The 25,810-nt window shown below is 51.3% G+C and carries 29 protein-coding genes; 19 read left to right on the forward strand and 10 right to left on the reverse strand.

Annotated features, from left to right (window positions below):
- The first annotated feature begins 21 nt into the window (after window positions 1–21).
- The 10 genes from KNP95_RS11730 (at window position 22) to KNP95_RS11775 (ending at window position 8,579) form a co-directional block, all read left to right on the forward strand.
- Window positions 22–1,407, forward strand: coding sequence for an aldehyde dehydrogenase (locus KNP95_RS11730; protein ID WP_214837273.1), 1,386 nt, complete (start codon window positions 22–24; stop codon window positions 1,405–1,407).
- Between the two features lie 173 nt (window positions 1,408–1,580).
- Window positions 1,581–2,291, forward strand: coding sequence for a Crp/Fnr family transcriptional regulator (locus tag KNP95_RS11735; RefSeq protein WP_214719859.1), 711 nt, complete (start codon window positions 1,581–1,583; stop codon window positions 2,289–2,291).
- A 242-nt stretch (window positions 2,292–2,533) separates the two neighbouring features.
- Window positions 2,534–2,653, forward strand: a complete 120-nt coding sequence (locus KNP95_RS11740) for a hypothetical protein (protein ID WP_021067817.1) — start codon at window positions 2,534–2,536, stop codon at window positions 2,651–2,653.
- Between the two features lie 21 nt (window positions 2,654–2,674).
- The gene (locus tag KNP95_RS11745; RefSeq protein WP_021067816.1) at window positions 2,675–3,145 is read left to right on the forward strand and encodes a cytochrome c oxidase subunit II; all 471 of its coding nucleotides are present in this window, start codon (window positions 2,675–2,677) and stop codon (window positions 3,143–3,145) included.
- A complete protein-coding gene (locus KNP95_RS11750; protein WP_251138547.1) occupies window positions 3,146–4,831 on the forward strand; it encodes a b(o/a)3-type cytochrome-c oxidase subunit 1 in 1,686 nt (561 codons plus the stop codon). It begins immediately after the preceding gene.
- Between the two features lie 54 nt (window positions 4,832–4,885).
- On the forward strand, window positions 4,886–5,491 hold the full coding sequence (locus KNP95_RS11755) for a kinase (protein WP_214837276.1): 606 nt from the start codon (window positions 4,886–4,888) through the stop codon (window positions 5,489–5,491).
- Between the two features lie 124 nt (window positions 5,492–5,615).
- Entirely contained in the window at window positions 5,616–6,008 is a 393-nt protein-coding gene (locus KNP95_RS11760; RefSeq protein WP_128123737.1) for a GntR family transcriptional regulator, read from the forward strand.
- On the forward strand, window positions 5,986–6,666 hold the full coding sequence (locus tag KNP95_RS11765) for an ABC transporter ATP-binding protein (RefSeq protein WP_214719862.1): 681 nt from the start codon (window positions 5,986–5,988) through the stop codon (window positions 6,664–6,666). Before KNP95_RS11760 ends, KNP95_RS11765 begins: the two co-directional genes overlap by 23 nt.
- On the forward strand, window positions 6,663–7,469 hold the full coding sequence (locus KNP95_RS11770; RefSeq protein WP_214837279.1) for a hypothetical protein: 807 nt from the start codon (window positions 6,663–6,665) through the stop codon (window positions 7,467–7,469). Before KNP95_RS11765 ends, KNP95_RS11770 begins: the two co-directional genes overlap by 4 nt.
- A 9-nt stretch (window positions 7,470–7,478) precedes the next feature.
- Window positions 7,479–8,579 (forward strand): hypothetical protein, encoded by a 1,101-nt coding sequence (locus tag KNP95_RS11775; RefSeq protein WP_214837282.1) that lies wholly within the window; start codon window positions 7,479–7,481, stop codon window positions 8,577–8,579.
- Window positions 8,580–8,608: 29 nt separating this feature from the next.
- On the opposite strand, the gene KNP95_RS11780 is transcribed toward KNP95_RS11775, so the two are convergent.
- Genes KNP95_RS11780 through KNP95_RS11790 form a run of 3 tightly spaced genes read right to left on the reverse strand, consistent with a single transcriptional unit; the run spans window position 8,609 to window position 10,890 of the window.
- Complete coding sequence (locus KNP95_RS11780) at window positions 8,609–9,250, reverse strand: hypothetical protein (RefSeq protein WP_214719865.1); 642 nt, start codon at window positions 9,248–9,250, stop codon at window positions 8,609–8,611.
- Window positions 9,247–10,413, reverse strand: coding sequence for a DEAD/DEAH box helicase (locus KNP95_RS11785; RefSeq protein WP_021067808.1), 1,167 nt, complete (start codon window positions 10,411–10,413; stop codon window positions 9,247–9,249). Before KNP95_RS11785 ends, KNP95_RS11780 begins: the two co-directional genes overlap by 4 nt.
- 54 nt (window positions 10,414–10,467) lie before the next feature.
- Window positions 10,468–10,890: a hypothetical protein gene (locus KNP95_RS11790; protein ID WP_214719866.1), complete on the reverse strand. Its 423-nt coding sequence runs from the start codon at window positions 10,888–10,890 to the stop codon at window positions 10,468–10,470.
- Between the two features lie 360 nt (window positions 10,891–11,250).
- Here KNP95_RS11790 and pflB point away from each other — a divergent pair, with 360 nt between their 5' ends.
- Complete coding sequence (gene pflB, locus KNP95_RS11795) at window positions 11,251–13,497, forward strand: formate C-acetyltransferase (protein ID WP_214837285.1); 2,247 nt, start codon at window positions 11,251–11,253, stop codon at window positions 13,495–13,497.
- Window positions 13,498–13,553: 56 nt separating this feature from the next.
- Complete coding sequence (pflA, locus tag KNP95_RS11800) at window positions 13,554–14,270, forward strand: pyruvate formate-lyase-activating protein (protein ID WP_021067805.1); 717 nt, start codon at window positions 13,554–13,556, stop codon at window positions 14,268–14,270.
- 39 nt (window positions 14,271–14,309) lie between these two features.
- Here pflA and KNP95_RS11805 read toward each other — a convergent pair whose 3' ends face one another.
- Together KNP95_RS11805 and rsgA are read right to left on the reverse strand one after the other, a co-directional pair.
- Window positions 14,310–15,536, reverse strand: a complete 1,227-nt coding sequence (locus KNP95_RS11805; RefSeq protein WP_214837288.1) for an NAD(P)-dependent malic enzyme — start codon at window positions 15,534–15,536, stop codon at window positions 14,310–14,312.
- 208 nt (window positions 15,537–15,744) lie between these two features.
- The gene (gene rsgA, locus KNP95_RS11810) at window positions 15,745–16,719 is read right to left on the reverse strand and encodes a ribosome small subunit-dependent GTPase A (RefSeq protein ID WP_214719869.1); all 975 of its coding nucleotides are present in this window, start codon (window positions 16,717–16,719) and stop codon (window positions 15,745–15,747) included.
- Window positions 16,720–16,963: 244 nt separating this feature from the next.
- On the opposite strand from rsgA, the gene KNP95_RS11815 reads away from it, so the two are divergent.
- The 6 genes from KNP95_RS11815 (at window position 16,964) to KNP95_RS11840 (ending at window position 21,014) form a co-directional block, all read left to right on the forward strand.
- Window positions 16,964–17,347 carry a lmo0954 family membrane protein gene (locus KNP95_RS11815; RefSeq protein ID WP_214719870.1) on the forward strand — a complete coding sequence of 128 codons (384 nt, stop codon included), beginning with the start codon at window positions 16,964–16,966 and terminating at the stop codon, window positions 17,345–17,347.
- Between the two features lie 22 nt (window positions 17,348–17,369).
- Window positions 17,370–18,026, forward strand: a complete 657-nt coding sequence (locus KNP95_RS11820; RefSeq protein WP_021067801.1) for a PspA/IM30 family protein — start codon at window positions 17,370–17,372, stop codon at window positions 18,024–18,026.
- 87 nt (window positions 18,027–18,113) lie between these two features.
- A complete protein-coding gene (gene liaF / locus KNP95_RS11825; protein ID WP_021067800.1) occupies window positions 18,114–18,806 on the forward strand; it encodes a cell wall-active antibiotics response protein LiaF in 693 nt (230 codons plus the stop codon).
- Window positions 18,803–19,831 (forward strand): sensor histidine kinase, encoded by a 1,029-nt coding sequence (locus tag KNP95_RS11830; RefSeq protein WP_021067799.1) that lies wholly within the window; start codon window positions 18,803–18,805, stop codon window positions 19,829–19,831. The genes liaF and KNP95_RS11830 overlap by 4 nt, the downstream gene beginning before the upstream one ends.
- Window positions 19,828–20,463: a response regulator gene (locus KNP95_RS11835; RefSeq protein WP_214719871.1), complete on the forward strand. Its 636-nt coding sequence runs from the start codon at window positions 19,828–19,830 to the stop codon at window positions 20,461–20,463. Before KNP95_RS11830 ends, KNP95_RS11835 begins: the two co-directional genes overlap by 4 nt.
- Window positions 20,464–20,468: 5 nt before the next feature.
- Entirely contained in the window at window positions 20,469–21,014 is a 546-nt protein-coding gene (locus KNP95_RS11840; RefSeq protein ID WP_214837291.1) for a GNAT family N-acetyltransferase, read from the forward strand.
- A 9-nt stretch (window positions 21,015–21,023) separates the two neighbouring features.
- Here KNP95_RS11840 and KNP95_RS11845 read toward each other — a convergent pair whose 3' ends face one another.
- The 5 genes from KNP95_RS11845 to KNP95_RS11865 form a co-directional block, all read right to left on the reverse strand.
- Window positions 21,024–22,916 (reverse strand): ABC-F family ATP-binding cassette domain-containing protein, encoded by a 1,893-nt coding sequence (locus tag KNP95_RS11845; protein ID WP_214837294.1) that lies wholly within the window; start codon window positions 22,914–22,916, stop codon window positions 21,024–21,026.
- Window positions 22,913–23,614, reverse strand: a complete 702-nt coding sequence (locus KNP95_RS11850; protein ID WP_021067795.1) for a lysophospholipid acyltransferase family protein — start codon at window positions 23,612–23,614, stop codon at window positions 22,913–22,915. Before KNP95_RS11850 ends, KNP95_RS11845 begins: the two co-directional genes overlap by 4 nt.
- Before the next feature lie 94 nt (window positions 23,615–23,708).
- Entirely contained in the window at window positions 23,709–23,969 is a 261-nt protein-coding gene (locus KNP95_RS11855; protein WP_029596043.1) for a hypothetical protein, read from the reverse strand.
- 83 nt (window positions 23,970–24,052) lie between these two features.
- Window positions 24,053–24,295: a hypothetical protein gene (locus KNP95_RS11860; protein WP_021067793.1), complete on the reverse strand. Its 243-nt coding sequence runs from the start codon at window positions 24,293–24,295 to the stop codon at window positions 24,053–24,055.
- A 128-nt stretch (window positions 24,296–24,423) separates the two neighbouring features.
- Window positions 24,424–24,573, reverse strand: a complete 150-nt coding sequence (locus KNP95_RS11865) for a hypothetical protein (protein ID WP_021067792.1) — start codon at window positions 24,571–24,573, stop codon at window positions 24,424–24,426.
- Between the two features lie 288 nt (window positions 24,574–24,861).
- Here KNP95_RS11865 and KNP95_RS11870 point away from each other — a divergent pair, with 288 nt between their 5' ends.
- Window positions 24,862–25,713 (forward strand): CvfB family protein, encoded by an 852-nt coding sequence (locus tag KNP95_RS11870; protein ID WP_214708749.1) that lies wholly within the window; start codon window positions 24,862–24,864, stop codon window positions 25,711–25,713.
- Window positions 25,714–25,810: the final 97 nt, after the last annotated feature.

Below are 25,810 nucleotides of genomic sequence, written 5' to 3' on the forward strand. Positions count from 1 at the left end.
TCATCCAAGGGAGGCAGATTTATGCTCGCACCAATCGAACAGTTGACCATTGAAGAGCTCATTCGTAAACAGCGTCGCTTCTTTCGGACGCAAGCGACCAAGTCGCTCGCATTCCGTCTCAGCATGTTGACGTTTTTAAAAGAGTCAATCAAGCATCATGAAGCAGAGATTCTTCAAGCGTTGGACCAGGATTTGAACAAATCAGAACTCGACGCGTTCACGACGGAGATCGGTTTCGTCTATGACGAAATCACACGGACGACACGTGAGTTGAAGCGTTGGATGCGCCCGAAACGTGTCCGTGGCGCCTCAATCCATCTGGGGACGCAAAGTGAGGTCATGTATGAACCTTACGGAACGGTACTCGTGATCGCTCCGTGGAACTATCCGTTTCAATTGGCGATGGCGCCGCTCATCGGAGCGATTGCTGCAGGCAACACGGCTGTCGTGAAACCTTCGGAATTGACACCGAACGTCGCCCAAATGATCACGAAAGTGCTCGAACGGGCGTTCACCGACCGCTACGTCGTCAGCGTCGAAGGGGATAAGGACGTTGCGACCGAGTTGCTTGCCCAGAAATGGGACCATATCTTCTTCACAGGGTCGACACCAGTCGGGAAAATCGTCATGGAGGCGGCAGCGAAGCATTTGACGCCGGTCACGCTCGAGCTCGGTGGAAAATCACCGGCCATCGTCCATGAGGATGCTAATATCGAGATTGCGGCCAAGCGCATCGCCTGGGGCAAATGGATGAACGCCGGGCAGACATGCGTCGCACCGGACTATGTCCTCGTCCACGAATCTAAACGAGAGGCGTTCCTCGAGGCCATTAAACGGGAAGCGTTCACGATGTTCGGGAACGGCGTCGGGACGAAACGGTTCACACGAATTGTCAATGAGACCCACTTCAATCGTTTGACCGGATATTTGACAGAAGGAGACGTTTTCTTCGGAGGCCAGACGGACCGGGACCAATTGAAGATTGCCCCGACCGTGTTGACGGACATCGAAGAAGACGCGAACGTCATGAAAGACGAGATTTTTGGACCGATTCTACCAGTCCTTACGTACCGTCAACTCGACGAAGTGATTGAGTTTGTGTCATCGCGTCCACATCCGCTCGCGCTCTATTTGTTCACTGAGACGAAAGCGGTGGAGCAGACCGTGATGAAACACCTTACGTTCGGCGGGGGTTGCGTCAATGACGTACTCATGCATTTGACGAACCCGAACCTGCCGTTCGGTGGAGTCGGCGAGAGCGGGATGGGCTCATATCACGGACGTTACAGTTTTGAGACGTTCAGCCACGCCAAATCGATTTTGCGAAACACAACGAAGTTCGATTTACCGATTCGTTACCCAAACTTTAAAGCAGCCGAGAAGTTGATTCGACTCGTCTACCGCTGACCAGACTAGACTGCAGGGAGCCTGCAGTCTTTTTTTGTGGACAAAGAATAAGAAGATTGTTTGAAATGTCACATACTTTTATAAAATGAGCTGCATACCTCTTGTATAATATAGCCATACACATGACGTACGAGACTTAATCAGATATACGATTAGTGGAGGGAGCAGACAACATGACTATGAAATGCGGAACGACCAAACCGAACAGCTTTGTCTTTTCGCAAGAGACGAAACAGCTCTTGCTCGAGATGATGACGTTTCAAGATCATTCGAAAGGGAGTATCGTTTGTTGGGAAGGCGAGAAGTGCAACAAGTTCTTTTATTTGAAGAGCGGTTCCGTCAAATTCACGAAGCTGACGAAAAAAGGGAGCGCACTCATCATGTTCATGTATGGGGCGGACGACTTCTTCGGGGAGTTCGATATCGACGAGGTGTTTCCGAGTTCGTATAGCATCGAGACGACATCGGACAGTGTCATCGGTTGGATCTCGAAGCAAGAGATGGATGAACTTGTTCGGCGCGATGCGCAGTTGGCCACTGAAGTATTGCGGTGGACGTCGATGATGCGCAAGCAGTCCGAGATGAAACTCCGTGACTTGCTGCTATACGGGAAACCAGGTGCCCTCGCCTCCACATTATTACGCATGGCGGCGATGGACGGCGTCGAGTCAGCAGAAGGGATTGTCGTGCCAAAACATCCGTCAGACGGGGAGCTCGGTCAGCTGATTGGTGCACCTCGCGAGACGGTGAATCGGATGATGAACCAGTGGCGGAAGGAAGGCATGTTGACGACGACGGGAACAGAGATGATTTTGCATGACATCGATTTCTTGAAAGAGCTCTGTTATTGTGAAGGCTGTCCCGCCGGCATCTGTCGGCTTTAATCTTTCAAGAGAGGTGCAGCATTTTGCCTTATCAAAGCGCGTGAAACCGAACAGGTGGTTGACTCGATTCGTGTCGGGACAATCACTTTTTTTGTATGCCTTTATACCAAATGTGAACTTTATGTGTGAAAACTACGCAAATTTGATGTGATTGTCACTTTTGGAGTGATAAATGTCACATATTAATCCTCATCCCATTTCATACAATAAAAGTGGAAATCACAGGGAAAGGGGTCCTTCACGTGGAGAAAAACGATGGACAAGAACCGAACTTAAAAGGCACGTTCACATCGGTCATGATTGTCGCGGGCGTCATCATTGCCATGTGGTCGTCAGTGTTTTACTTATTTATGACGCGATAACGAGCAGGAGGAGAGCAACATATGCATATTCATAAACTTGAGAAATATTGGCTTGTATTCGGCATCATTTTATTAGGCGTGTTTTTAACCGTTCTTGGCATCTCTGCCTTTGCGGCAGGAAATCAACCGGCTTCGGACGCGGATTTGATCGATCCGGCGAAAGTACATCAAACCGCACCGTTCGACAAACCGGGACTTCATAAAATTGACGACAACGAATATGAACTTGTCATGGTCGCGCAAGCGTTCACGTTCACGCCGGGCAACGTCGAGATTCCAAAAGGAGCGAAAGTCACGTTTCTCGTCACCTCACCTGATGTCGTTCACGGTTTCCAGTTGACGGGCACACCGGTCAATATGATGGTCGTACCTGGTCATATCAACTCGCTCACGTATACGTTCGACGAGGCGGGCGAATTTTTAATCCTTTGTAACGAATATTGTGGTACCGGACATCACATGATGTCGACAAAAATTAAGGTGGTGGACTAAATGAATGACGTATCCTCAAAACTAAAGCAGTGGGAAATGGAACGCGGCGTACCAGTACCGAGTATCGGTGTCAAAGAAGCACGCCTCGCCTATGCCCACGTCGTCATCTCGGTCCTCGCCGTCTTAATCGGTGGACTAGCCGGCCTCATGCAGACGCTCATTCGGACTGGTGTCATCCCGGAAGTGTTCGGCTATTATCAACTGTTGACGGCGCACGGCATCATGCTCGGTCTCGTTTTCACGACAATGTTCATCATCGGTCTGCTTTACGCGCTGCTCGCTAAGTCGTTCGGACGCTTTGAGTCGTTCCCAACGCGGGTCGCTTGGCTCGGGTTTTGGATGATTATCGCCGGCGCCGTGCTCGTCACGATCATGGTGCTCGCCAATAAAGCGACTGTTCTGTATACGTTCTACGCACCACTCATGGCCGACCCAGTGTTTTATATCGGTCTCGTTTTGTTCGTCGTCGGTACGTGGTTATCGGCGTTCGCCATGTTCCGGATGTATGCGGACTACAAACGGGAGAACCCAGGTATTCATCCGCCGCTTCCGGCGTATATGAGTATCATGACGATGCTCTTGTGGGTCATCGCCACGCTCGGTGTCGCCGGGACGATTTTATTCCAACTGCTCCCGCTCTCGCTCGGTTGGAAAGACACGGTCGGAATCGAGTTGTCACGGACGCTCTTCTGGTATTTCGGTCATCCGCTCGTCTATTTCTGGCTCATGCCGGCCTATATTGTCTGGTATACGGTCGTGCCGAAAGTCATCGGCGGAAAGATTTTCTCCGATGCGCTCGCCCGGATGGCATTCCTGTTGTTCCTGTTATTCTCGTTCCCGGTCGGCTTCCACCACCAGTTGACGGAACCAGGGATTGAACCGTTCTGGAAGTTCGTTCAAGTCATCTTGACGTTCCTCGTCGTCATCCCGTCGTTTATGACGGCGTTCTCGCTGTTTGCGACGTTCGAGCTGCGCGGCCGCGCACTCGGAGCTCGCGGTTTATTTGGTTGGGTCAAGAAGATGCCATATGGGGATGTCCGTTTCCTCGCTCCGTTCGTCGGCATGTTGTTCTTCATTCCGGCCGGAGCCGGCGGTATCATCAACGCCTCGCACCAATTGAACGCGATGGTCCACAACACACTTTGGGTCACAGGTCATTTCCATATCACGGTCGGTACGGCCGTCGCCTTGACGTTCTTCGGAACGGCATATTGGCTCGTGCCGGTATTGCGCGGTCGGACCCTCACGAAAGCGATGAATCGAATCGGATTGATTCAAACAGGAACGTGGGCGTTCGGAATGTCGATTATGTCTTACGCGATGCACATCTCAGGACTCCAAGGTAACCCGCGTCGGACCGGTCCGGCAACGTACTTCTCGGATGCGCTTACGCGCGAATGGATTCCATACCACATCGCCATGGCGATTGGCGGGACAATTCTGTTGGTCTCGGTCCTCATCTTCGTCTATTCAATGTTCAACTTGTCATTCCTCGCCCCGAAAGGAGAAGAGGAGTTCCCGCTCGCCGAGACCGAAGAGGCGGCGATGGAGACACCGCGTTTCTTCGAGAATTGGAAGCTTTGGATTACGGTCACGTTCGTTTTAATTGCCTTCGCCTATACGATTCCGATTTGGCACTTGATTGAAAGTGCGCCGCCGGGAGCGAAAGGTTGGGTGCTCTGGTAAACTGAAGTCAGCCTCGCTAGCGGGGCTGACTTTTTCATGTGGGGAGATGGAAAGATGGAGCTACTTCGTGCAGATATTCACCGTGAATATGTTAGACGCGAGCCGGATCGGCCGTTCCTCGTCGCGATCGACGGGTTGAGCGGGGCAGGGAAGACGACGATGGTCGAACAACTACGCGGGATTGCAACGAATGAAGTGGTGTTACATATTGACGACTTTATCGTCGAGCGGCACCGACGTTACGCGACGGGACAGTCAGAGGCGATGGAATATTATGCGCTCCAATGGGACGTCGAGTTGCTCGTGGAGACCTTGTTCAAACCGCTTCGGGAAGAACAGGCGAATCTGACGTTGCCGTATTATGAGCGAGACCAGGACGCGGTCAACATGCGAACAATTGAGATTGCTCCGAACACACTTGTCTTGATCGAAGGGATCTTCTTATTGCGGGACGAGTGGCGTCCTTATTTTGACTACATCGTCTATCTCGACTGTCCGCGGGAAGTCCGGTATGAACGGGTCTTGAATCGTGATACGTATATCGGCGACTTATCGGAGCGACTTGCTAAGTACGAACGCCGGTATTGGCCGGGAGAAGAGCATTACATCAAAACGGTGGACCCGCAAGCCCAGGCCGATCAAATCGTTCCATCTAGTTGACGCATCCATTTATAAGGGGATGCGTTTTTGTTTTGGAAAAAACTGTTGACTCTGTTAGTGTACTATGGTGATAATACAGTTAGATAGTGTATTAGTCGCATCATACACTTAGAGAGGTGACAACATGATCATACAATTCAACACGAGAGCCCCGGTTTACATGCAAGTCGTCGATTACTTCAAAAAGAAGATGGCGCTTGGCGAACTGCAGGCGGGCGAAGAGATGCCGTCGCGACGCGAGCTCGCGACCGAACTGAAAATCAATCCGAACACCGTCCAAAAGGCGTTCAAGGAAATGGAGGAACAACAATTGATTACGACCGAACGGAACCGTCCGAGCCGCGTGACGACCGATGAACATGTCTTGAAACGCATCCGCACGGAACTTGTCGATGAGGCGGTCGCTGTCTTCGTCGAATCGATTCAAGAACTTGACGTCACGATGGATGAGCTTGTCGATAAAATCAAACGACAATACGGAGAGGGGAATCTCGATGATCGAAGTACTGGGAGTTAAGAAACGTTACCGCAAAAAACAAGTCATCGAAGACGTGTCGTTTACGGCCCAAAAAGGGGAAATCACGTGTTTAATCGGATTGAACGGTACTGGGAAATCGACGATTTTAAAAGGCATCATGGGACTGACGCCGTTCGACAAGGGAACGGTGCTCGTCGACGGCAAACCGATTGATTTGAATCGCGTTGCGTTCGTACCGGACCACTCGACATTCCCGATTCACTTCACGATTGAGCAGTGCGAGGCGTTCATGCGAGACTTTTATCCAAAGTTCGACCCCAAATTGTTCGCCCGTCTTGTCGATGAGTTTAAATTGTTCCCAGAGGACAAGTTGAATGAGCTGTCGAAAGGGACGCTCGCCAAAGTGAATTTGGCGCTCGGGATTGCCCAAGATCCGGACTATCTATTGCTCGACGAACCGTTCTCGGGCATCGACGTGTTCTCGAAAGAACAAATTGTCGAGTTGTTCTCGAGTGACATTATGGAAGACCGCGGCGTCTTGATTACGACGCACGAGATTGAAGATATCGAATACTTGGTCGACAAGGCCGTCATGTTGAACCGCGGCCGGATCGTTCGTGAGTTCGACGTCGAGGACGTCCGCTTCATTCATGGGAAGTCTATTGTCGATGTCATGAGAGAGGAGTATGGCGCATGAATTTGTTGAAACTACTCGGATGGGAAGTCGAGCGGTTGACGAAACCGTATCTCATCTTAATCACGTTACTCGTCGTCACCCAGTTCGCCTGGCTCGGCGTCTTCCTATGGAGCGAAACGAATATGTATGAAGAAATGCGTCGTGCTGGAACGCCGGATTACACTTTGACGTTCGGGAATTATCTTGGTGGCACACCGTTCATCTTGTCGATTGGGGTGGCTGTCACGGCGATGGTATTCTTCAGTTTTTGGATTTGGTACCGTGACTTCCAAGGCCGTGGGACGTTCATGATGCGCCTATTGCTCATGCCGCAACAACGGATGCTCGTCTTCGGTGCGAAGCTAGTGACGATGATGTTAATGATCCTTGGCTTGTTCTCCGTCCAGTGGATTGCGCTCAAACTCCAGTACATAGCGTTTTCGAGTTGGTTGGACTCGCAAATGATTCCGATGAGTGGCTCCTTCGAACAGGCTATCGGCTACGATGGGGCGTTCTCGGTCATGTTCCCGGCGTCACTGTTCAACTTCTTTGTCCATCAAGTATTAATTGCCATCGCCGTCTTATTCATCTTCGCATTTGTGTTGATTGAACGGAGCCTGTGGCAACGGACGGTGTGGGCGCCGTTCCTCGCCTTATTGATGATTGGGGTTGTCGTAGTTGTGCCGATGATTGGGTTCTTTATCATTGAGAACTATCTGTTCATGGAAGAGACGCTGGCCGTCTTCACTCTTATTTTAGTGATTTGGTTTATTGGGGTCGTTTGGATTGGCCATCGTCAGTTGACGAAGAAATTAAGTGTGTGAGGTGAGCAGATGAAACGAATGTGGAATGTGGCCGCGCTCGGTGCGGTCGTCATCATCGGGCTCGGTACGTTCGCCATTGATTCGAAAGCATCAACGGCGGAGTGGGTGCTCGATGTCAAAACGAATGAAAGTGTATGGGAAAATCAAAAAATACAAGCCTTTTATGAAACCGAGGATGAGGTCCAGGAACGGTTTGAAATCACCCGGTCTGGTAGTGAAGTGACGACCCATTTAAATTACGTCGAAGAAGCGCTTAAACAACGCGAACGGGTCAATCCTACGATGCGAAAGTTCTATCGTCAAATGACAAACCTTAGTTTCACCCAATCGTTACGCACGAAAGAGGAGTATGTCGGCATCGGACAAAAAGGAAACGATGAAATCATTCTTTTCCGAACCGAAGGCAACGACATTGCCACGACGACGTTCCCGTCAAATGTTAGCGGTGCAGTGGAAGTCATGGAAGGGAACTGGCACGGCATATTCGTTCAAGATGGTCGTGTTCATTTGATTTATCGTGACGGTTATGATGGACAAGCAGCAACAAAAATCGCCGTGTTTGATGAAGGGGCGGTTGAAATCACCCTTGAAGAAATCTCAATAGAAGACGGCTTTATTTCTAGTGTTGTCGGAACATCCAGGTTTTACGATGAGAACCGGATGACCATCGCAGCCGATAATCGTTTCCTCCCGGTACGTCTTGGGACATACGAAACGATAACCGAAGATGGTCAGACGTACACGAACGAGACGGAACGTCCAGGCGTGTATGCCTATGACACTGAAGAGAAGCGTGTCGTCGAGTTAAAAGCTGAAGGGGATATGTGGGGCGCAACCGTCTATGAGGATCAATTAATCGTCTTGCAGGAAGATGGGACCGAATTCGTTGTCGACTTGAAGACTGGAAAGCAATCGACGCGACAAGTCATCGATGGTTCGGTCGGCACGACTTGGTATGTCGATGACCAACTGTATCATATTCGCCCGACGAAAGAAGGGGCCGTCATTGACGTCTATCAAGATGGAAAAGCCATCTCGAGCGCTGTCGTGAAGGCGACGAACGATGCGGCGAAAGCGTTGGTGTCCAACACGAAATATTATCTACAATAACAAATAACCGAGAGGCGACCGCCTCTCGGTTATTTTGATGGTTTCGGGACGATGACCCCGTCTTCTAAATCGAGCAACATGTCAATTAGTTCCGCGCAGAACTCTGGGAACTGATCGAGGAACGCACCCGGACCGACCTCATCGGTGAAGTCGATATACAGGTCCGATACGTTACCGGCCATTTTCGCCGGAAGAGCGAGGAACGCCGACCCGAAACGCCAGCTACCTCGGATATCGAGCAGCTTGCCGAGCATGATGTCACCGACCTCACGTTTTTCCGGGAGATTGACGCGATACGTCTCTTTCGTCTCCCAGTCGCGCAGTCCTTCCTCGGTCACTTCAAACACCGAGCAACGCGGGACCGCCAAGCCACGGAGCGCGTGATACAAGGCAGGGGACATGTCGGCTTTTTGATCTGCCAAGTAGCGGCCGTGCGGTGTCATCCCGTCCTCGTCCGTCTCGAAGAAGACGGCCCAGTCGATGAACAGGTCGCGGAATAGCTCGGCGTCTTTCAACTGCCATGTGCCTTCCGAGGCGATCTCTTGAATATAGTTCGTCCAATGTGTGCTGCGCGCGAGCGCGGCTTGCTCATACAACTTTTTCAGCTCGGCCAGCAATTCGGACTCTTCTACAAGCAAAGGGAATGGAATTACTTTCCGCTCTTTTTTCATCGGCGCGGTCCTCGTTTGTTCGCAGGACGCTTCACGACCGGCGGTTTATCCTCGATCCGTTTCTCGATGACGTCGCCACGATAAATCTCGAGTTCTTTCAATTCGACGCCGAGTTGGCGGGCGAACGATTTCAAGTGCGTCAAGTCTTCATCCGTCACGAGCGAGAGCACGGTCCCGGCCGCATTCCCGCGTGCCGTCCGGCCCGAGCGGTGAATGAAGTCGTCAATCGATTCTGGCAAATCGAAGTGGACGACGTGCGTCACTTCTTCGATGTCGAGACCACGGGCCGCGAGACCTGTCGTGATGAGGAGCGGATAGTCGCCTTTACGGAATTCGCGAAGCGTTTCGACACGTTCACGTTTCCCTTTTAGGCTGTCGAGCATCCGGTAGTTCACTTTCATTTTATCGAGTTCGCCTCTGAGTGGTGGCAAGAATGAGCGGTTGTTGATGAAAGCGAGCGCTTTGACACCGTTGACGTGTGACAAACGACGAAGCAATTCCGGCTTGTAGCGGCGTGTCGTCAACATGTAGCCGTACGTCACTTGACTGCTCACGGCTCGTTCGATTTTCACGTGTGCCGGCTCCTTTAAGAACGGGGCCGCCCATGCTTGAAGCGTGTCTGTGAGCGTTGCCGATACGAGGGCGATTTGATGTTCGTGCGCCGTGTGCTTGATGATGCGTTCGGCGGCTTCTGTCAATCCGCTGTCGATGATTTGGTCGGCTTCATCGAGGACGATCGTGTGCGTCTCATGAAGCTTCAATTTTTTCTTGTCGATCAGTTCGACGAGTCGGCCTGGTGTCCCGACGATCAAATGCGGCTTTTTCTTTAAGCGATCGATTTGACGTTTCAATTCGACACCGCCAATAAATGAAGCGATGCGGACATCACCTTTCTCGGTAAATCGTTGCGCGACCGTTTGAATCTGCATGACGAGCTCACGCGTCGGCGCGACGATGACGACTTGAATTCGGTCGTTCGATGCGTCGATTTTTTCAATGGCGGGTAACAAATAAGCAAGCGTCTTCCCGGTACCTGTCGGCGCTTCAATCGTGACGTCTTTACCGTCCAACAGAAGCGGGAACGCTTCGGCTTGGACCGGCATTGGTTCAGTGAAGCCAAGGCGATCCCAGGCTTCGTTAATAAATGGTTTTGTAAAGTTCATATCATTTCTCCTTATCGTGGGGCAAAAACAAAGGAAGCATAAGTGCTCCCTGTTTTAAATATAGCGAACATGTTCCGTGTCTTGGTCGAATGAAGAGCGAAGTGTCTGTGTGAACGTCTGTCCGTCCTCGATGAGTTTGATATGCACATCGATTTGGTCAGCCGACGCCTCAACGCCTTCAACGGTGAAGCCTTGATAGACACGATACTGCAATTCTTTCGTCAACCGTTCGTATGAGGCGAGCTCTGGATATGTCGCTGCCACGTCAATCGGGCGCGAGATGAGCGCAGCGAGCAAGTTATCGCGGTAATCGATAAAATCCTCGTTTTCGATGTCGTCGTCAAACCGAATCCAAAAACCTGCGTCTTCAAATTCTGTGATAAATCCATCACGTTGTTCACCGTTCGCTTCTACTTTAAGGGAGATGCGGTCACCGGCTTTCAAGTCGTGATCAGCTGTCAATAATTCGTACGTCATGGGAAGAACCCCTTCCTCTTCTACAATGTTCTGCCTTCATTGTGTCCGATGTAAGGCAAAAATTCAAGTTCTATCCCTGAGTCGTGATATACATCACACTAAAAACTGTACAAATCGTCACATCCGAATTCAGATGATACAGAATCGACTTGAATCGCGTCGTGACGTGATTTATCTGTTTCATAGTTAATGAGAAATACGTTATAACAGAATTTAAAGCGCTTACAAAAACGGCTTCACGCCAACGTTCATGAGATTGTTACAACTTTCACAAGAATGTAAAACATAATGTTCACGTTTTCACGTAGACTCAACTTATAGAAAGCACGCAGTTATCTCAACTATGAGGAGTGACCCACAATGGCAACCGAAATTAAATCAGCCTGGTCAGGATTTGTACCTGGGCAGTGGACGAATGAAGTGAACGTCGGTGAGTTTATCCGTTTGAACCGACATGAGTACACAGGAGACGACCGTTTCCTCGTCGGACCGACCGAAGCGACGAATCGTCTTTGGGCACAAGTGATGGAATTGACGAAAGAAGAGCGCGAACGCGGTGGTGTTTGGGCAGTCGATCAAAACAACCCATCGACAATCGTCTCGCACGGACCAGGATACTTAAACAAAGAGCTGGAGAAAGTGGTCGGCGTTCAAACGGACGAGCCGTTCAAACGTTCGATTCATCCGAACGGCGGCATCCGGATGGTCGACGCTGCACTTGAATCGTATGGCTTCGAGCCGAACCCTGAAATCACAAAGATTTATTCGGAAATCCGCAAAACGCATAACCAAGGTGTCTTCGATGCGTATACACCTGAGATGCGAGCAGCACGGAAGTCTGGGATTATCACAGGACTTCCTGATGCCTATGGCCGTGGACGGATTATCGGCGACTACCGTCGCGTTGCCTTGTACGGGTTAGACTTCTTGATTGCCGCACGTAAAAAAGACTTGGCGAACCGTGGCGGTTTCTTATCAGAGTCTGACATTCGGACACGGGAAGAAATGTCTGAACAGCTCCGGGCCCTCCAAGAGTTGAAACAGCTCGGTGCGGCGTACGGGTTTGACCTCGGCCGGCCGGCGGAAAATACACAAGAGGCATATCAATGGGTTTACCTCGCTTATCTCGCAGCCGTCAAAGAACAGAACGGTGCCGCCATGTCACTCGGACGTGTCTCGACATTCCTTGATGTATACGCAGAGCGTGACATCGAAGCGGGTCGTTTGACCGAGTCGGATGTCCAAGAAATCGTCGACCACTTCATTATGAAGCTCCGGATCGTCAAATTCTTACGCACACCAGACTATAACGAATTGTTCTCAGGTGACCCAACATGGGTGACCGAGTCAATCGGTGGGATGAGCGAAGACGGACGCTCGAACGTGACGAAGAGCTCGTTCCGCTTCTTGCATTCACTTTCGAACCTCGGACCAGCACCAGAACCGAACTTGACGGTGCTTTGGTCGACGAAATTGCCAGAAGGCTTCAAACAATATTGTGCGAAGATGTCGATTGAGACGTCCGCTATCCAATATGAGAACGACGACCTCATGCTTCCAGAGTTCGGCGACGATTATGGCATCGCCTGCTGTGTGTCACCGATGAAAATCGGGAAACAGATGCAGTTCTTCGGAGCCCGCGCCAACATGGCGAAAGCACTGCTTTACAGCATGAACGGAGGCCGCGATGAGAAGAGTGGTGACCAAATCGCTCCGGTTTGGGAGATGAACACCGAAGACGTGCTCACGTACGACAAGGTATATGCTGACTTCGACCGGACGCTCGATTGGCTCGCCGAGCTCTACGTCAACACGCTCAACGTCATCCACTTCATGCATGATAAATATGCGTACGAACGAATCGAGATGGCGCTCCACGACCCTGAGATTTTACGGACGATGGCATGTGGCATCGCCGGCCTCTCGGTTACGGCGGATAGTCTTTCAGCCATCAAATATGCGACCGTGAAACCGGTCCGCAACGAGCAAGGCATTGCTGTCGACTTCGAGACAGAAGGCGATTTCCCTAAATTCGGCAACAACGACGACCGTGTCGATGCGATCGCCGTCGAGCTTGTCGAGTCGTTCATGCAAAAAGTACGCAAGCATAAAACATATCGCGACGCGCTCCATACGCAATCGGTCTTGACGATCACATCAAACGTCGTCTACGGCAAAAAGACAGGGAACACACCGGACGGACGTCGCGCCGGCGAACCGTTCGCACCAGGTGCGAACCCGATGCATGGCCGCGATACGAAAGGGGCAGCTGCGTCGCTCTCATCAGTCGCGAAACTCCCGTTCGAACACGCGCAAGACGGAATTTCATACACGTTCTCAATCGTACCGAAAGCGCTCGGTAAAGAAGAAGTGGCCCGTGAACTCAACTTGGCGGCACTCCTTGACGGTTATATGGGCGGCGAGCATAAAGGACATCACTTGAACGTCAACGTCTTCAACCGTGAAACGTTGCTCGATGCGATGGAGCATCCGGAAGAATATCCACAGCTCACCATCCGCGTCTCTGGCTATGCGGTCAACTTCATCAAGTTGACGCGCGAACAACAAATCGACGTCATCAACCGGACGTTCCACGGTTCATTGTAAACAAAGGCTTGGCAGCCTTCACTCGAGGGCCGCTCATTCGTTAGGAGGTCATTTCGATGACAATGGGATATGTACACTCGGTCGAATCGTTTGGAACCGTTGACGGCCCGGGAATTCGTTTTATCGTCTTTTTACAAGGTTGTGCGCTTCGTTGCTTGTATTGCCACAATGCTGACACGTGGGATTTCAAAAAGAATAACCATCGTTCGGCCGAGGACGTCATTCAAGAAGCGCTCAGCTATCGTCCGTTCATGGAAGCGTCAAAAGGCGGCATCACGATTTCTGGGGGCGACCCGCTCGCGCAGCCAGAGTTTTTAGAGGCGCTGTTGCGTGAAGCGAAGAAACACGGGCTTCATACGACACTCGACACGTCGGGTGCACTTCGTCCCCCTAACTTGGATGCAATTTTAGACCATACGGATCTCGTGTTGCTTGATATCAAACATATCGACGATGACATGTGTAAGAAACTGACAGGACGGAGCAACGTCAACACGCTCGCGCTCGCTGAACATTTATCCGAGCGCGGAACGAAAATGTGGATTCGCCACGTCCTCGTCCCGGAATGGACACTTGATGAAGGAGCGCTCCGCCGCACGGCAGCGTTCATTCAAAAGCTCGACCACGTCGAGAAAGTCGAAATTTTGCCGTACCATGAGATGGGCGTCTATAAATGGGAGGCGCTCGGTCTCGACTATCCGCTCAAAGGAATTAAACCCCCGACGACGGAAGAAGTCGAATGGGCGGAAGGGATTTTACAAGGAACCGTTTAAAAAACTGCGCAGACCGTCATGGTCTGCGCAGTTTTTGGATTACAAATGTTTTTGACTGACGTGCTGACGGATGGCGGCCTCATCGAGCGGACGTTTGGCGACGCCGGTCTCGACGGCAGCTTTGGCAACCGCGACCGCCACGGCCGGTGCGATTCGTTCATCGAATGGGCTTGGGATGACGACCCCGTTCGCCAAATCTTCTTCGGTCAATAAATCGGCAATCGCGTGGACGGCCGCTTCCTTCATATCCTCATTGATTTCGCTGGCGCGAACGTCAAGTGCGCCCCGGAAAATACCTGGGAAGGCGAGGACGTTGTTCACTTGGTTGGCGAAATCGGAACGGCCGGTCGCGACGACACGCGCCCCGGCTTTTGTCGCGAGGTCTGGCATAATCTCCGGAATCGGGTTCGCCAGAGCAAAGATGATTGGATCGACGGCCATCGAGCGGACCATGTCTTCCGTGACGGCCCCGGCCGCCGAGACACCGATAAAGACGTCGGCACCTTGAAGCACGTCGGCGAGCAATCCTTCGTGTTGCTTCCGATTCGTCGCTTTGGCGATTTGATCTTTGAACGGGTTCATCCCTTCGACGCGTCCTTCGTAAATCGCGCCTTTCGTATCACAGATGACGAGGTCCTCGACACCGAAACGCTTCAACAGTTTGGCGATGGCGATGCCCGCGGCTCCGGCACCGTTCATGACGACACGGAGTTCAGGCATCGTTTTATCGACGAGGCGCAACGCGTTGACGAGACCGGCCAAGACGACGATGGCCGTCCCGTGCTGGTCGTCATGGAAGACAGGAATCGGGAGCGATTGTTTCAACCGGGCCTCGATTTCAAAGCACTCGGGTGCTTTAATGTCTTCTAAGTTGACGGCACCAAACGTCGGTGCGAGCAGTTCGACCGTCCGGACGATTTCATCGACGTTATGCGTATCGAGACAGATGGGAAACGCATCGACGCCGGCGAAGCTTTTGAACAAGACGGCTTTTCCTTCCATGACCGGCAGTGCGGCTTCTGGACCGATATTGCCGAGACCGAGCACGGCGCTCCCGTCCGAGACGACGGCGACCGTGTTGGCGCGGAGTGTGTAGTCATACGAGAGCTCTTTATCTTCAGCGATGCGACGGCACGGTTCGGCGACGCCAGGCGAGTAGGCGAGACTGAGCGCTTCTTTCGTGTCGACATCGACTTTCGGTGTCGTTTCCAATTTTCCGTGATGGAAGGCATGCATCTCGAGTGCGCGTTCGTTCAATGTTTTCATAAGTCTCTCCCTATAATTAGCGATTTTAATCTGTGACAATACGAATCCATTGTAACGGAGAAACCGCTTACTTTCGAGGGTTTTACCTGCATTCGGACGAACTATTTCTGAACGATTGTTCACAAATGTCGGATTGCTGATAGGAGTTGATGCTAAATTTCGGGAAATGACAAAGGAGCCACAATATTTCTGTGACTCCCTTTGTAGATTAAGCTTTCGTTTTTCGTTTCTTCTTCTCGGCGAGACGAGCCGCTTCCGCTTGTCGTTTTTCGGCGTAGCGGAGTTCGCGCTCGAGTTTGACGAAGCTTTGATAGCGTTTCGCATCGAGCGTTCCGGATGTGATGGCGGCTCGGACGGCACAGCCCGGTTCGTTGCCGTGCGAACAGTCCCGGAACCGACACGTCTCGGCGAGCGCCTCGATATCCCGAAACGTATCGTCGAGATGATCGGCACCGTCCCAAAGGCCAAATTCACGCATCCCGGGTGTATCGATGACGAACAAATCGTCAATCCGGAAAAGTTCGCGATGCGTCGTCGTATGCTTGCCGCGTTCATCGCTCTCGCGGACGGCCTGTGTCTCGGCGACGGTCGTCCCGGCGAGCGCGTTCGTCAGCGTTGATTTCCCGACACCAGATGAGCCGACGAGCACGATGGTGCTTCCGCTCGGCAGTGCGGATCGCAACGCCTCGACGCCGTCACCAGTGACTGAACTGACAGGGAAGACGTCGACCCCAGGCACTGTCAACGTAAGTTCGTCGACAAGTGCATCTGCGTTGTCGACTTGGTCCGATTTCGTCAAGACGATGAACGGCGTGGCGCCGGTTTCCCACGCGGCGAGCGAGTAACGCTCGAGCCGACGCAGATTGAAATCGTGTCCGCACGCCATCGTGATTAAGATGAAGTCGACGTTCGCACAGATCAGCTGTTCGCGCGTCTCGTTGCCGGCGGCTGCCCGTGATAGGACAGTACGCCGTTCAAGGAGACGTCGAATTACGCCTTGACCGTGTTCGCGAACGGTGAACTCGACGAAGTCACCGATGACCGGGTAGTCGCGCTCGCTTTCGGCCTCATGTCGAAATTTCCCGGTGACGCTGCACGTGTAAGCTGCATTTTCGGTCGTGACCGTGTACATATGTTGGAACTGTGCCGTGACACGCCCCGTTGTGATTGTTGTTTGATTCAAATAGAATCCTCCTCTTAGTGATGGAGGACAGTCGCCCTCCGATTGGCTGACAAGGTATATACTGCGTTGAATACGGTACTCATAAAACATCATCCTTTCATTGTTCGATGCCTCTAGTATAGCACAGGATTTGAGAACGCTATCATCTCAGTCTACAGACCGAGGGAAAACGGGCCTTGCGCTCGTCGCGCTATAAAAAATAACGTATTATGATAAGAGTGTACTTAACGAGGAGGGATGATAGATGAATCGCCAGGTGAAACAAGTGTTGTTCATCGTGGCCGCGATCTCTTTAGTTCTCGTTCTAATCGGCTTTTTACCGAATATGATCATGTTCGGTTTGGGGGCGCTCTTAGCACTGTGGGCTGGAGTCAGATTCATGGCCGTGACACATGTCGGCGCAAAAATCGGTTACGGCGCGCTTGCCTTGATCGGGATCATCACAATTTTATCGAATATTTGGGCGTTAATCGGGATTGTGGTGGCATGGGTATTGTTTAAAGGGTATATGATGTATGCCAACCAAAAACAAGACGTCGAGATTTTGAATGCGGACGGCTCGCGTGCGAACCGGAGCAGCTTTCAATCGTTTGATCAAGTGTGGCAGAAGTTTGTAAACCGTCGCTAAGCTTCACAAGGAGGATATTATGATGAAAACACCATTTGACCAGTTTCGTGATTTAGCTAACGAGTTGACGAAAGAATTGTCGAAAGAGATGAAGAAGTTCCAAGATAAAGAGGGTCCACGTTCGGCACCGCGTTCAAGCGGGGAGGCCGAGTTGAACCGTCACATCCGTGGTGCTGAAAAAGAAGCGATGTCTGTCGAACGTCTCGTCGAACGTCAAAAAGCGCTCCTCGATGAGCTGGCGACAAAACGTGATGACGCTAAACTGATGGCGGATAAGCGTTACGAGCAGACCGAGCTCGCCAAACAAGCGGGCGAAGAAAAACTCGCGGAGCGGGCCGCACTCGAGTCGAAGCATTACGGTGAGCAGTATCGTTACTTTGAAGGGTTGCTCGACGAAGGAGCGCGTGAACTCGACGCCCTCGAGCGCCGTGCCCTCGAGATGCGACTGAAACTCGATGAGATGCAAAACAAACGCTATGAGTTCGCGATGCGAGAAAACCTTGATTTATTGAAAGGTGCGCTCGATCAAATCTTCGGAGCGGAGACGTCGAAGACTCATCCGTTCACGGAAGAAGAGAAGAAGCAAGAACCGGCCGCTGAAGAGAAAATCGATGCAGCGGATGAAGATGATTTCGAAGCAAAACTAAAAGAACTTGAGCGTCGTTTCAAACAAGACTGACGCAACGGTTCAGCGATGGTCCGGCGAATGAGTTGGGCCATCGCTTCTTTGCTTCATTGTACATACTGTCAGAGAGGGGGAAGCAACGTGGAACGTTGGAACACACGCCAAATCATCGGATTCATGATTATTTTGTTTGCCATTGGACTATTTATCGATATCGTGACGGGTGGAAACAGCGTCCTCTTCAGCATGGTCGTCCCGTTATTGTTGCTTTATATCGGACGGCGCTTCAGCCGCAAAGGCAATCAGCCGGTCAGCTATATCTTTTACGGGATTGGCGGCATCATGCTCGTCGGACTCATCTTTTCGTCGGCGGCATTTGGTTTTGTGTTGTCGGGCTTACTGCTCATGTTCGGCTATCGGTTGTATAAGAACCGTCCGCTCGAATCGAGCCGATTTAAGTCACATATTCGGCAAGAACAGGCGTTTACGTTCGGGACGAAAGAAAGTGGTCACTACGTGCTCCAAGACACGAATGAATTTTTCTTGTTGCGTGACGTCGAACTCGACTTGTCACGCGCGATTATCCCGGAAGGAGAGACGTTCTTACTATTGAATGGACTCGCTGGAGACATCCGGATTCTCATTCCGGCCGGTTACGACTACTCGATTGACGCCTCAATCGGGTTCGGTAAGATTCAAGTCGACGAATCGAATTATTCGCCTGTGTTCAACCGTCGCTTCTATACGGCATCGGACGATTACGCATCGGCGACACGAAAAGTCCGGATTCATATCGTGCTCATGAGCGGAAGTGTCGAGGTGATGACCGTATGAAGAAGGATTCGTATCCACGGACCGTCGTCTGGCATCAATTGTTCAGCAGCCTCTTGACGGCACTGTTCGTCACGATTGCATTTTTAATAGGTGACTCGACTTCACTCCGAGATTTGTTCACACGTGAAGAAGGGTTGCCTTTCGGTGTGTCTATCCTCGTCATCGCCGTCTTGATCGGCAGCGTGTTCGGGGTCGGTTCGTACTTTTATTTGCGCCGTGACTTCCGGGAAGTGGCGATTGCCTTATGGAAGCTCGAGAATCAAAAAGAAATCACGTTCCGTCCGCTGTCGCCTTATCGCGACACACTCGAACGGATTGCACGCATCTCGAAACAGCGCGCAGAAATGGTCGAGATGGCGAAACGGGTCGGTGACCGGCCTGTCAGTGTCGAGGAAGCGCGCAGTGAAGCCGTCGTTGAGGAGCGGCGCCGTGTCGCCCGAGAGTTACATGATTCGGTCAGCCAGCAACTGTACGCCATCTCGATGATGACGACGGCAGCCAAGCAGACGATCGAGGCGAAGCCGGACGTGGCTGCCAAACAAATCGAACAAGTCGAAGTGATGGCGCAAACGGCTCAGGCCGAAATGCGCTCGCTCTTATTGCAACTTCGTCCGGTCGAGCTTGAAGGGATGACGCTCAAGACGGGCATCGAGCGACTGTTAGAAGAGCTGTCGCGCAAACAGTCGACCGAACTCATCTGGCGTCTCGAAGAAGTCGAGTTGTCGCGTCACACCGAAAATGAACTGTTCCGTATCGTTCAAGAAGCAATCAGCAATACGCTTCGACATGCGAAAGCGAAGCGACTCGAAATTGAAATGCGGACCGTACAACAAACGGTCATTTTAAAAATAAACGACGATGGCATCGGCTTTAATGTCGATGATACACAAGTCGCCTCATATGGCTTACAATCGATAAGAGAGAGGACGGCTGAGGTCGGCGGGACGTTACGACTCGTCAGTGTGCCCGGCGTCGGTACTCAGATTGAAGTGCGTGTGAAACAACAAGTGGAGGGGTTACAATGATTCGAGTCGTATTGATTGATGACCATGAGATGGTGCGGGCCGGTGTCTCGGCGTTCTTGTCGACGCAGCCTGACATCGAAGTCGTCGGAGAGGCATCGGACGGCGCGACTGGAGCGGAACTCGCGATCCAAGAAAAGCCGGATGTGGTCTTGATGGATTTAGTAATGGAACCTGTCGATGGGGTCGAGTCGACAAAACGGATCAAGTCGAGTTGGAAAGACGCTAAAATCTTGGTCGTGACGAGCTTCTTAGATGATGAGAAAGTGTATCCCGTCATCGAGGCCGGGGCGATGAGTTACGTCTTAAAAACGGCAAACGCCAATGAGATCGCTGATGCGATTCGTCAAACGGCAGCGGGCAATCCCGTCATGGCCGCCCAAGTGACGGGCAAGATGCTCGAGCGGCTCCGTCATCCGGAAAAGACGTTGCACGAGAGTCTGACGGCCCGGGAACGTGAGATTTTGCAGTTGATGGCAGAAGGAAAGTCGAACCAAGTCATCGCCGATGAACTATACATCTCGTTGAAGACGGTAAAGACGCACGTCTCCAACATTTTGACGAAGCTCGACGTCTATGACCGGACGCAAGCTGTCGTCTATGCATTTCAACATAATATCGTCAGTAAAGGGTGAACGGGATGCTTCCAACGATTGAAACGGAACGACTCCGGTTAAGACAGATCGATTTGAAAGACAGCGAGCGGCTGTTCACCATCTTTTCAGACCCAAACGTCTTGCGCTACTACGGAATGGAGCCTCATGCATCGCTTTCCGAGACGGAACAAATGCTTACTGGGATGCTCGAAGGGATTGAATCCGGTGCGGTGATGCGTTGGGGCATCGTGACGAAAGAGTCGTCCAACTTGATTGGGACGATTGGATTCCATAACCGAGCGCCGCGGCATCGACGTGCCGAAGTCGGTTACGAAATTCACCCTAACTATTGGCGTCACGGATATGCGACCGAAGCGCTCCACGCTGCGTTAAGCTATGCAGGGCAGACAGGCGAAATCGAACGGGTCGGGGCCATCGTCTTCACCGAGAACGTCGCGTCGCAACAAATGCTTGAAAAGAACGGATTCTCGCGGGAAGGGACGCTCCGTCACTATGTGCGACAAGGCGAACGCGCGCACGATGTGCATGTATATGGTTATACGACAAAAAAGGATCACGCCGACGCGTGATCCTTTTTTTTATTTCTTCTGTGCTTGAATTTGTTCATCAATCTCCGATAAATATTCCCAACGCTCCATCTTCGCATCGAGTGCTTCTTTCAACGCGGCAATATCGGCGTACAGTTCATTCACTTTGCCGAGGTCGCTTCCGGCTATAGCGAGCCGAGCCTCCGCTGCTTCAATCTCGGACTCGAGAGAAGCGATATCTTCCTCAATCGTCTCCCATTCCTTCTGCTCTTTGAAAGTGAATTTGACGACGTCGACTTTGACGCGCTCTTTCTTCTCTTTCGATTCTTTCTTCACTTGTTGCTTCGTCTGTTCTTGGAGTGTGGCCAAATAATCACTGTACTCGGCGTGATAGACGTTTATCGTCCCATCTTCAAAGGCGATGAGCTGCTCAGCAATCCGATCTAAGAAATAGCGATCGTGACTGACGGCGATGACCGTACCTGGGAACGACTCCAAATAGTCTTCAAGAACAGACAGCGTCTCCGTATCTAGATCGTTCGTCGGTTCATCCAAAAACAGTACGTTCGGCTCGTCCATTAAAATCCGGAGCAAGACGAGGCGACGTTTCTCGCCACCGGATAGTTTGGCAATCGGTTTGTATTGCGCGTCCGGGGTGAACAGGAACCGTTCGAGCATCTGACTGGCCGTGATCGTCTCGCCGTCCGGTGTATAGATGACTTGGGCAATCCGTTCAATCTCGTCAATGACGCGGCGCGATGTGTCCTCAAACTCGACTTGTTGCCCGTAATACCCGAGATGGACCGTCTCGCCATGGACGACCGTCCCTTGCGTCGGTTGAAGGCGATGGGCGAGCAAGTTCATGAGCGTCGATTTCCCGCTACCGTTTGGTCCGACAATGCCGTATCGCTCACGTCGTCCGAACAACCACGTGAAGTCTTGGATGAGCAACTTGTCGTCGTAGCCGAATGATAAGTTCTCCACTTCAATCACTTTCTTCCCGAGACGACGTGACCCGACAGACACTTCGAGCGCCTCATCCTCGGCGAGTGTCTCTTGATGTTTCAAATCTTCGACGCGTTGGATGCGCGCCTTCTGTTTCGTCGTCCGGGCTTTGGCGCCGCGGCGCAACCAAGCGAGCTCGCGGCGCAAAATGTTTTGGCGCTTCTGCTCCATCGAATGCGACCGGGCCTTACGCTCGGCCCGTTTCTCGAGGAAGAGTTCATAGTTGCCGTCATAAAAATAACTCGTCCCGTCGGCGATTTCAAGAATGTGGTTCGTGACCCGATTCAAGAAATAGCGATCGTGGGTGATGAGTAAGATGGCACCTCGATAATCGGCCAGGACCGTCTCGAGCCAAGCAATCGTATCGGCGTCGAGTTCGTTCGTCGGCTCATCGAGTAATAACAGGTCGGCTTCGTCGAGTAAGGCGGCGGCCAAGGCGACCCGTTTTTGTTGTCCCCCGGAGAGCGAGCTGATTTCTGCCGTCACATCCGGAAGGCCGAGCCGGTTCAAAATCGATTTCAACTTGGCTTCGGTCTCCCATGCATCGGCGGCATCAACCGCTTGTTGGGCTTTCATAAAGCGTTCCAACCACTGTTCACTTGTCGGGTTCGCCTCGAGTGCTTGGCGGGCCAGTTCATATTGCTTCAACGCTTGAACGGATGGGGTGTCACTTGTGAACAAGGCGTCCAAAATTGTTTGACCCGAGTCGAAATCGACCGTTTGCGTCAAATAGCGAATCCGATAGTCGTTCGGGTGTTGCATCGAACCGCGGTCTGCCGTCTCGACGCCAGCGACGATTTTTAAAAACGTCGATTTTCCAGAGCCGTTGACTCCAATCACACCGATGCGATTGCCTGGATGAATCGTCATCGTGACGTCATCGAATAACACTTTATCTGCAAATTCTTTATGGATACCTTCAATCGTTAATAAGCTCATGACTCTTCTCCTTCAACAACGCGGCGAATCATCGTCTCCGCAAGCGCGGCGATTTCTTTGTTCGGGACGTCGGCAGGATCGATGACCGGTAAAAAGGTGACGTCGACCGTCCCAGGGGTGATGCGGTTTTTCGTCTCGAGCAAATGATGGCTGCCTTTAATGGCAACCGGGACAATCTTGGCGCCACTTGATGTGGCGAGCGTCAAACTGCCGGCTTTAAACTCTTTAATCGGCCCGCCTTTCGAACGAGTGCCTTCCGGGAAGACGATAATCGATTGGCCGGATTGAATCGTCTCAACGCCGGAGCGGATCGCTTTAATCGACTGGCGGCGGTCGCTGCGGTCGATGAAGATACAACCCATCAGTTCCATCCAACGTGGGATGATTGGGAACTTTTGAACTTCGATTTTTGAGATGAACGCTTTCGGATGTTTCGTCGCCGTGATCATGATCGGGACATCAAAGTTCCCTTGGTGGTTCGCGACGTAGACGACCGGTTCATTCGGAATGTTCTCTTGCCCGTGAACGCGGACGCGAGCGCCGGCAATCCGGAGTAGAAAGCTTGCCCATGTATAGGCGACGGTTTGAACGTATGCGTAACGTTCGGGCGGCGTCAGCCGTTTCGCTTTCGGATAGAACGGAAGCGTCAGCGGTAAGACGGCAAAAAAGGTGATAAACCAGATGGCGGTGCGGATCATGAGTCATTCTCCTTTCAATCGTACAACTGTTGGTTTGGACACGAAGAAAGAGTCTTCTTCTCTAAGCGAGAATCCGACTCTTCGGCATGAATCCTTATTCCCAGAAGCGAGATTCGCTTTCCTCTTCTTCTTCCTCGAGTTCGAACGTGATTCGTTTATTCACCGGGTCCACGGCAAAGTAAGCCCCGTCTTGATCGATGCTCTTGAACTGCATGACGTGGTCAGTGCCGATTTCGAGGGTGAGTCGAATCCGGTTGTCATCGTCGACGAGCAAGATGCCGTCTTCTTTCAGCCATAGCTCCATGACAGGTGAATAACGTAATAGCCATTCGTTCGATAAAGGGATTTCATTCATACGTGTTTGTGCCTCCTACGGGTTGAGTCCGTTTTGCTCTCTGTCTACAATAGAATAACAAAAGTGGAGGGTGAAGACGAGTGTTATGTAGAACGTTTACGTGTACTTGAATGCATACGTGCCACGATGCGTTTGATTTTTTTCTGGTTGCGGCGTTCAATCAATAAGACGTTCGTTTGTGCGACTAACTGTTTAAATGAAGATAAGCCCATGGCGAGCAATACGGCGAACAGGAATGTACCGATCGGGTCTTTGAAAAAACCGGTTTGGAGCGAGACGGACAAACCGACGACCGAAAGAATCGTGGTGAGAAAATAAAATAGCATGAGTGGCTCTCCCTTCCCAGATGATTCAATAGTAAAAGCCGAACGTTATGTTCGTTCGACAGCTGCACAAAAAATCCCTTTTTTTGTCGGAACAAAACAAAAAAACGCCTTCTGTCAGGAGAGGGCGTTTACTCTTGGACCATCGTGACGGATGAAGATACGTTTGTATCGACTCCGTTTGAGAAAATGAAGCTAAGTGAAGCGAGTAGCGCGAAGAAAGCAATCAATAAGCCTTTCATAAAGCGCTTCGCAAATGATCGAGATTGAACATCAAACATTTATTATCCCCCGTTCGGCCATGGCTGAAACCTAATTCGTTAAACAACGCTTCCTTAATAATAACGTTTTCAAAATGTGGATACTAGATGGAAAATGCACGTTCACAAATTCGTCACAAAATTTGAAATAAAGACGTTAGAATGCTCGCCAATCGGTCATATGCGTCTTCGTCCCTCGTTCACAATTTAGACACAATTAAGCGGAGCAATGAAATCGAACATGATATGATTAGGAACGTGTGTAGGTAGGTATACTGACAGTAATAGATGAAAAAGGATGTGGATTGTATGGCATTACGTGCAGGAGAAGTAGTAGACTTGGTCGCGGAACGTTCAGCTGATTTTGGAGTGTTTATCGGAAACGGTCGCGAAGAGGTACTCCTTCATCGAAAAGAACAAACTGAAGAAGTCACAGTCGGACAGACGGTGCGGGTCTTCCTTTATCACGACTCAGAAGGACGTCTCGCTTCGACGATGACGATTCCGAGCGTCACGTTCGATGACTATGAGTGGTATGAAGTGACTGGAGTCCGGTATAACACCGGTGTGTTCGTCAATATCGGGATTCAAAAGGATGTACTCGTCTCATTAGATGATCTTCCTGAGAATCGGTCGTATTGGCCAAAAGAAGGGGACAAGCTTTGCATTCGTCTCAAGTACGATCAAAAGAGCCGTCTTCTCGGGGAACCGGCCCACTATGCGTACTTGAACTTGTTGGCGCGTCCCGCTAAAGAAGAATGGGGCAATCAAGATGTCCATGCGGTCGTCGTCAATCGACGCGACGTCGGTGTGAACGTCTGGGTCGAAAATGAATCACTCGGTTTCTTACATGAAGCAGAGATGACACGTTGGCCACGTCTCGGTGAGCAATTGACCGTGCGTGTGACGCAAGTGAAACAAGACGGGACGGTACTCGTCTCGATGAAACCACGGGCATATGAAGCGATCGACCCGGACGCGGAAAGTATCCGTGCTTATATTGAAGAACGCGGCGGCCAAATGCCTTACGGCGACAAGACGGCGCCGGACGTGATCGATCGTGAGTTCGGGATGAGTAAAGCGGCGTTCAAACGCGCACTCGGGAAACTGCTGAAAGAAAAGCAAGTTGAAAAACTCGACAACGGCTATAAATTGAAATAAGATAACTCATGTCCAGGTGGCTATGAAAAGTTTTAGAATGTATTTCTTTCATTTTAGAAACAAATACGTTATAGTTAGTAAAGTTGACTACGAGGAA

The organism is Exiguobacterium sp. s36 (assembly GCF_018618345.1).
In the GTDB taxonomy this organism is placed as follows: domain Bacteria; phylum Bacillota; class Bacilli; order Exiguobacteriales; family Exiguobacteriaceae; genus Exiguobacterium; species Exiguobacterium chiriqhucha.

Bases quoted from the DNA above. Each gene is read 5' to 3' on its own strand.
- KNP95_RS11840 (WP_214837291.1), top strand. From the start codon at position 20,469: ATGCTTCCAACGATTGAAACGGAACGACTCCGGTTAAGACAGATCGAT.
- KNP95_RS11735 (WP_214719859.1), top strand. From the start codon at position 1,581: ATGACTATGAAATGCGGAACGACCAAACCGAACAGCTTTGTCTTTTCG.
- KNP95_RS11790 (WP_214719866.1), bottom strand. From the start codon at position 10,890: ATGACGTACGAATTATTGACAGCTGATCACGACTTGAAAGCCGGTGAC.
- KNP95_RS11755 (WP_214837276.1), top strand. From the start codon at position 4,886: ATGGAGCTACTTCGTGCAGATATTCACCGTGAATATGTTAGACGCGAG.
- KNP95_RS11860 (WP_021067793.1), bottom strand. From the start codon at position 24,295: ATGCTATTTTATTTTCTCACCACGATTCTTTCGGTCGTCGGTTTGTCC.
- KNP95_RS11805 (WP_214837288.1), bottom strand. From the start codon at position 15,536: ATGAAAACATTGAACGAACGCGCACTCGAGATGCATGCCTTCCATCAC.
- KNP95_RS11730 (WP_214837273.1), top strand. From the start codon at position 22: ATGCTCGCACCAATCGAACAGTTGACCATTGAAGAGCTCATTCGTAAA.
- KNP95_RS11870 (WP_214708749.1), top strand. From the start codon at position 24,862: ATGGCATTACGTGCAGGAGAAGTAGTAGACTTGGTCGCGGAACGTTCA.
- KNP95_RS11745 (WP_021067816.1), top strand. From the start codon at position 2,675: ATGCATATTCATAAACTTGAGAAATATTGGCTTGTATTCGGCATCATT.
- KNP95_RS11850 (WP_021067795.1), bottom strand. From the start codon at position 23,614: ATGATCCGCACCGCCATCTGGTTTATCACCTTTTTTGCCGTCTTACCG.
- KNP95_RS11765 (WP_214719862.1), top strand. From the start codon at position 5,986: ATGATCGAAGTACTGGGAGTTAAGAAACGTTACCGCAAAAAACAAGTC.
- KNP95_RS11820 (WP_021067801.1), top strand. From the start codon at position 17,370: ATGAAAACACCATTTGACCAGTTTCGTGATTTAGCTAACGAGTTGACG.
- KNP95_RS11770 (WP_214837279.1), top strand. From the start codon at position 6,663: ATGAATTTGTTGAAACTACTCGGATGGGAAGTCGAGCGGTTGACGAAA.
- KNP95_RS11855 (WP_029596043.1), bottom strand. From the start codon at position 23,969: ATGAATGAAATCCCTTTATCGAACGAATGGCTATTACGTTATTCACCT.
- pflB (WP_214837285.1), top strand. From the start codon at position 11,251: ATGGCAACCGAAATTAAATCAGCCTGGTCAGGATTTGTACCTGGGCAG.
- KNP95_RS11845 (WP_214837294.1), bottom strand. From the start codon at position 22,916: ATGAGCTTATTAACGATTGAAGGTATCCATAAAGAATTTGCAGATAAA.
- KNP95_RS11775 (WP_214837282.1), top strand. From the start codon at position 7,479: ATGAAACGAATGTGGAATGTGGCCGCGCTCGGTGCGGTCGTCATCATC.
- KNP95_RS11835 (WP_214719871.1), top strand. From the start codon at position 19,828: ATGATTCGAGTCGTATTGATTGATGACCATGAGATGGTGCGGGCCGGT.
- KNP95_RS11830 (WP_021067799.1), top strand. From the start codon at position 18,803: ATGAAGAAGGATTCGTATCCACGGACCGTCGTCTGGCATCAATTGTTC.
- KNP95_RS11785 (WP_021067808.1), bottom strand. From the start codon at position 10,413: ATGAACTTTACAAAACCATTTATTAACGAAGCCTGGGATCGCCTTGGC.
- pflA (WP_021067805.1), top strand. From the start codon at position 13,554: ATGACAATGGGATATGTACACTCGGTCGAATCGTTTGGAACCGTTGAC.
- KNP95_RS11815 (WP_214719870.1), top strand. From the start codon at position 16,964: ATGAATCGCCAGGTGAAACAAGTGTTGTTCATCGTGGCCGCGATCTCT.
- KNP95_RS11780 (WP_214719865.1), bottom strand. From the start codon at position 9,250: ATGAAAAAAGAGCGGAAAGTAATTCCATTCCCTTTGCTTGTAGAAGAG.
- KNP95_RS11750 (WP_251138547.1), top strand. From the start codon at position 3,146: ATGAATGACGTATCCTCAAAACTAAAGCAGTGGGAAATGGAACGCGGC.
- KNP95_RS11760 (WP_128123737.1), top strand. From the start codon at position 5,616: ATGATCATACAATTCAACACGAGAGCCCCGGTTTACATGCAAGTCGTC.
- KNP95_RS11865 (WP_021067792.1), bottom strand. From the start codon at position 24,573: ATGTTTGATGTTCAATCTCGATCATTTGCGAAGCGCTTTATGAAAGGC.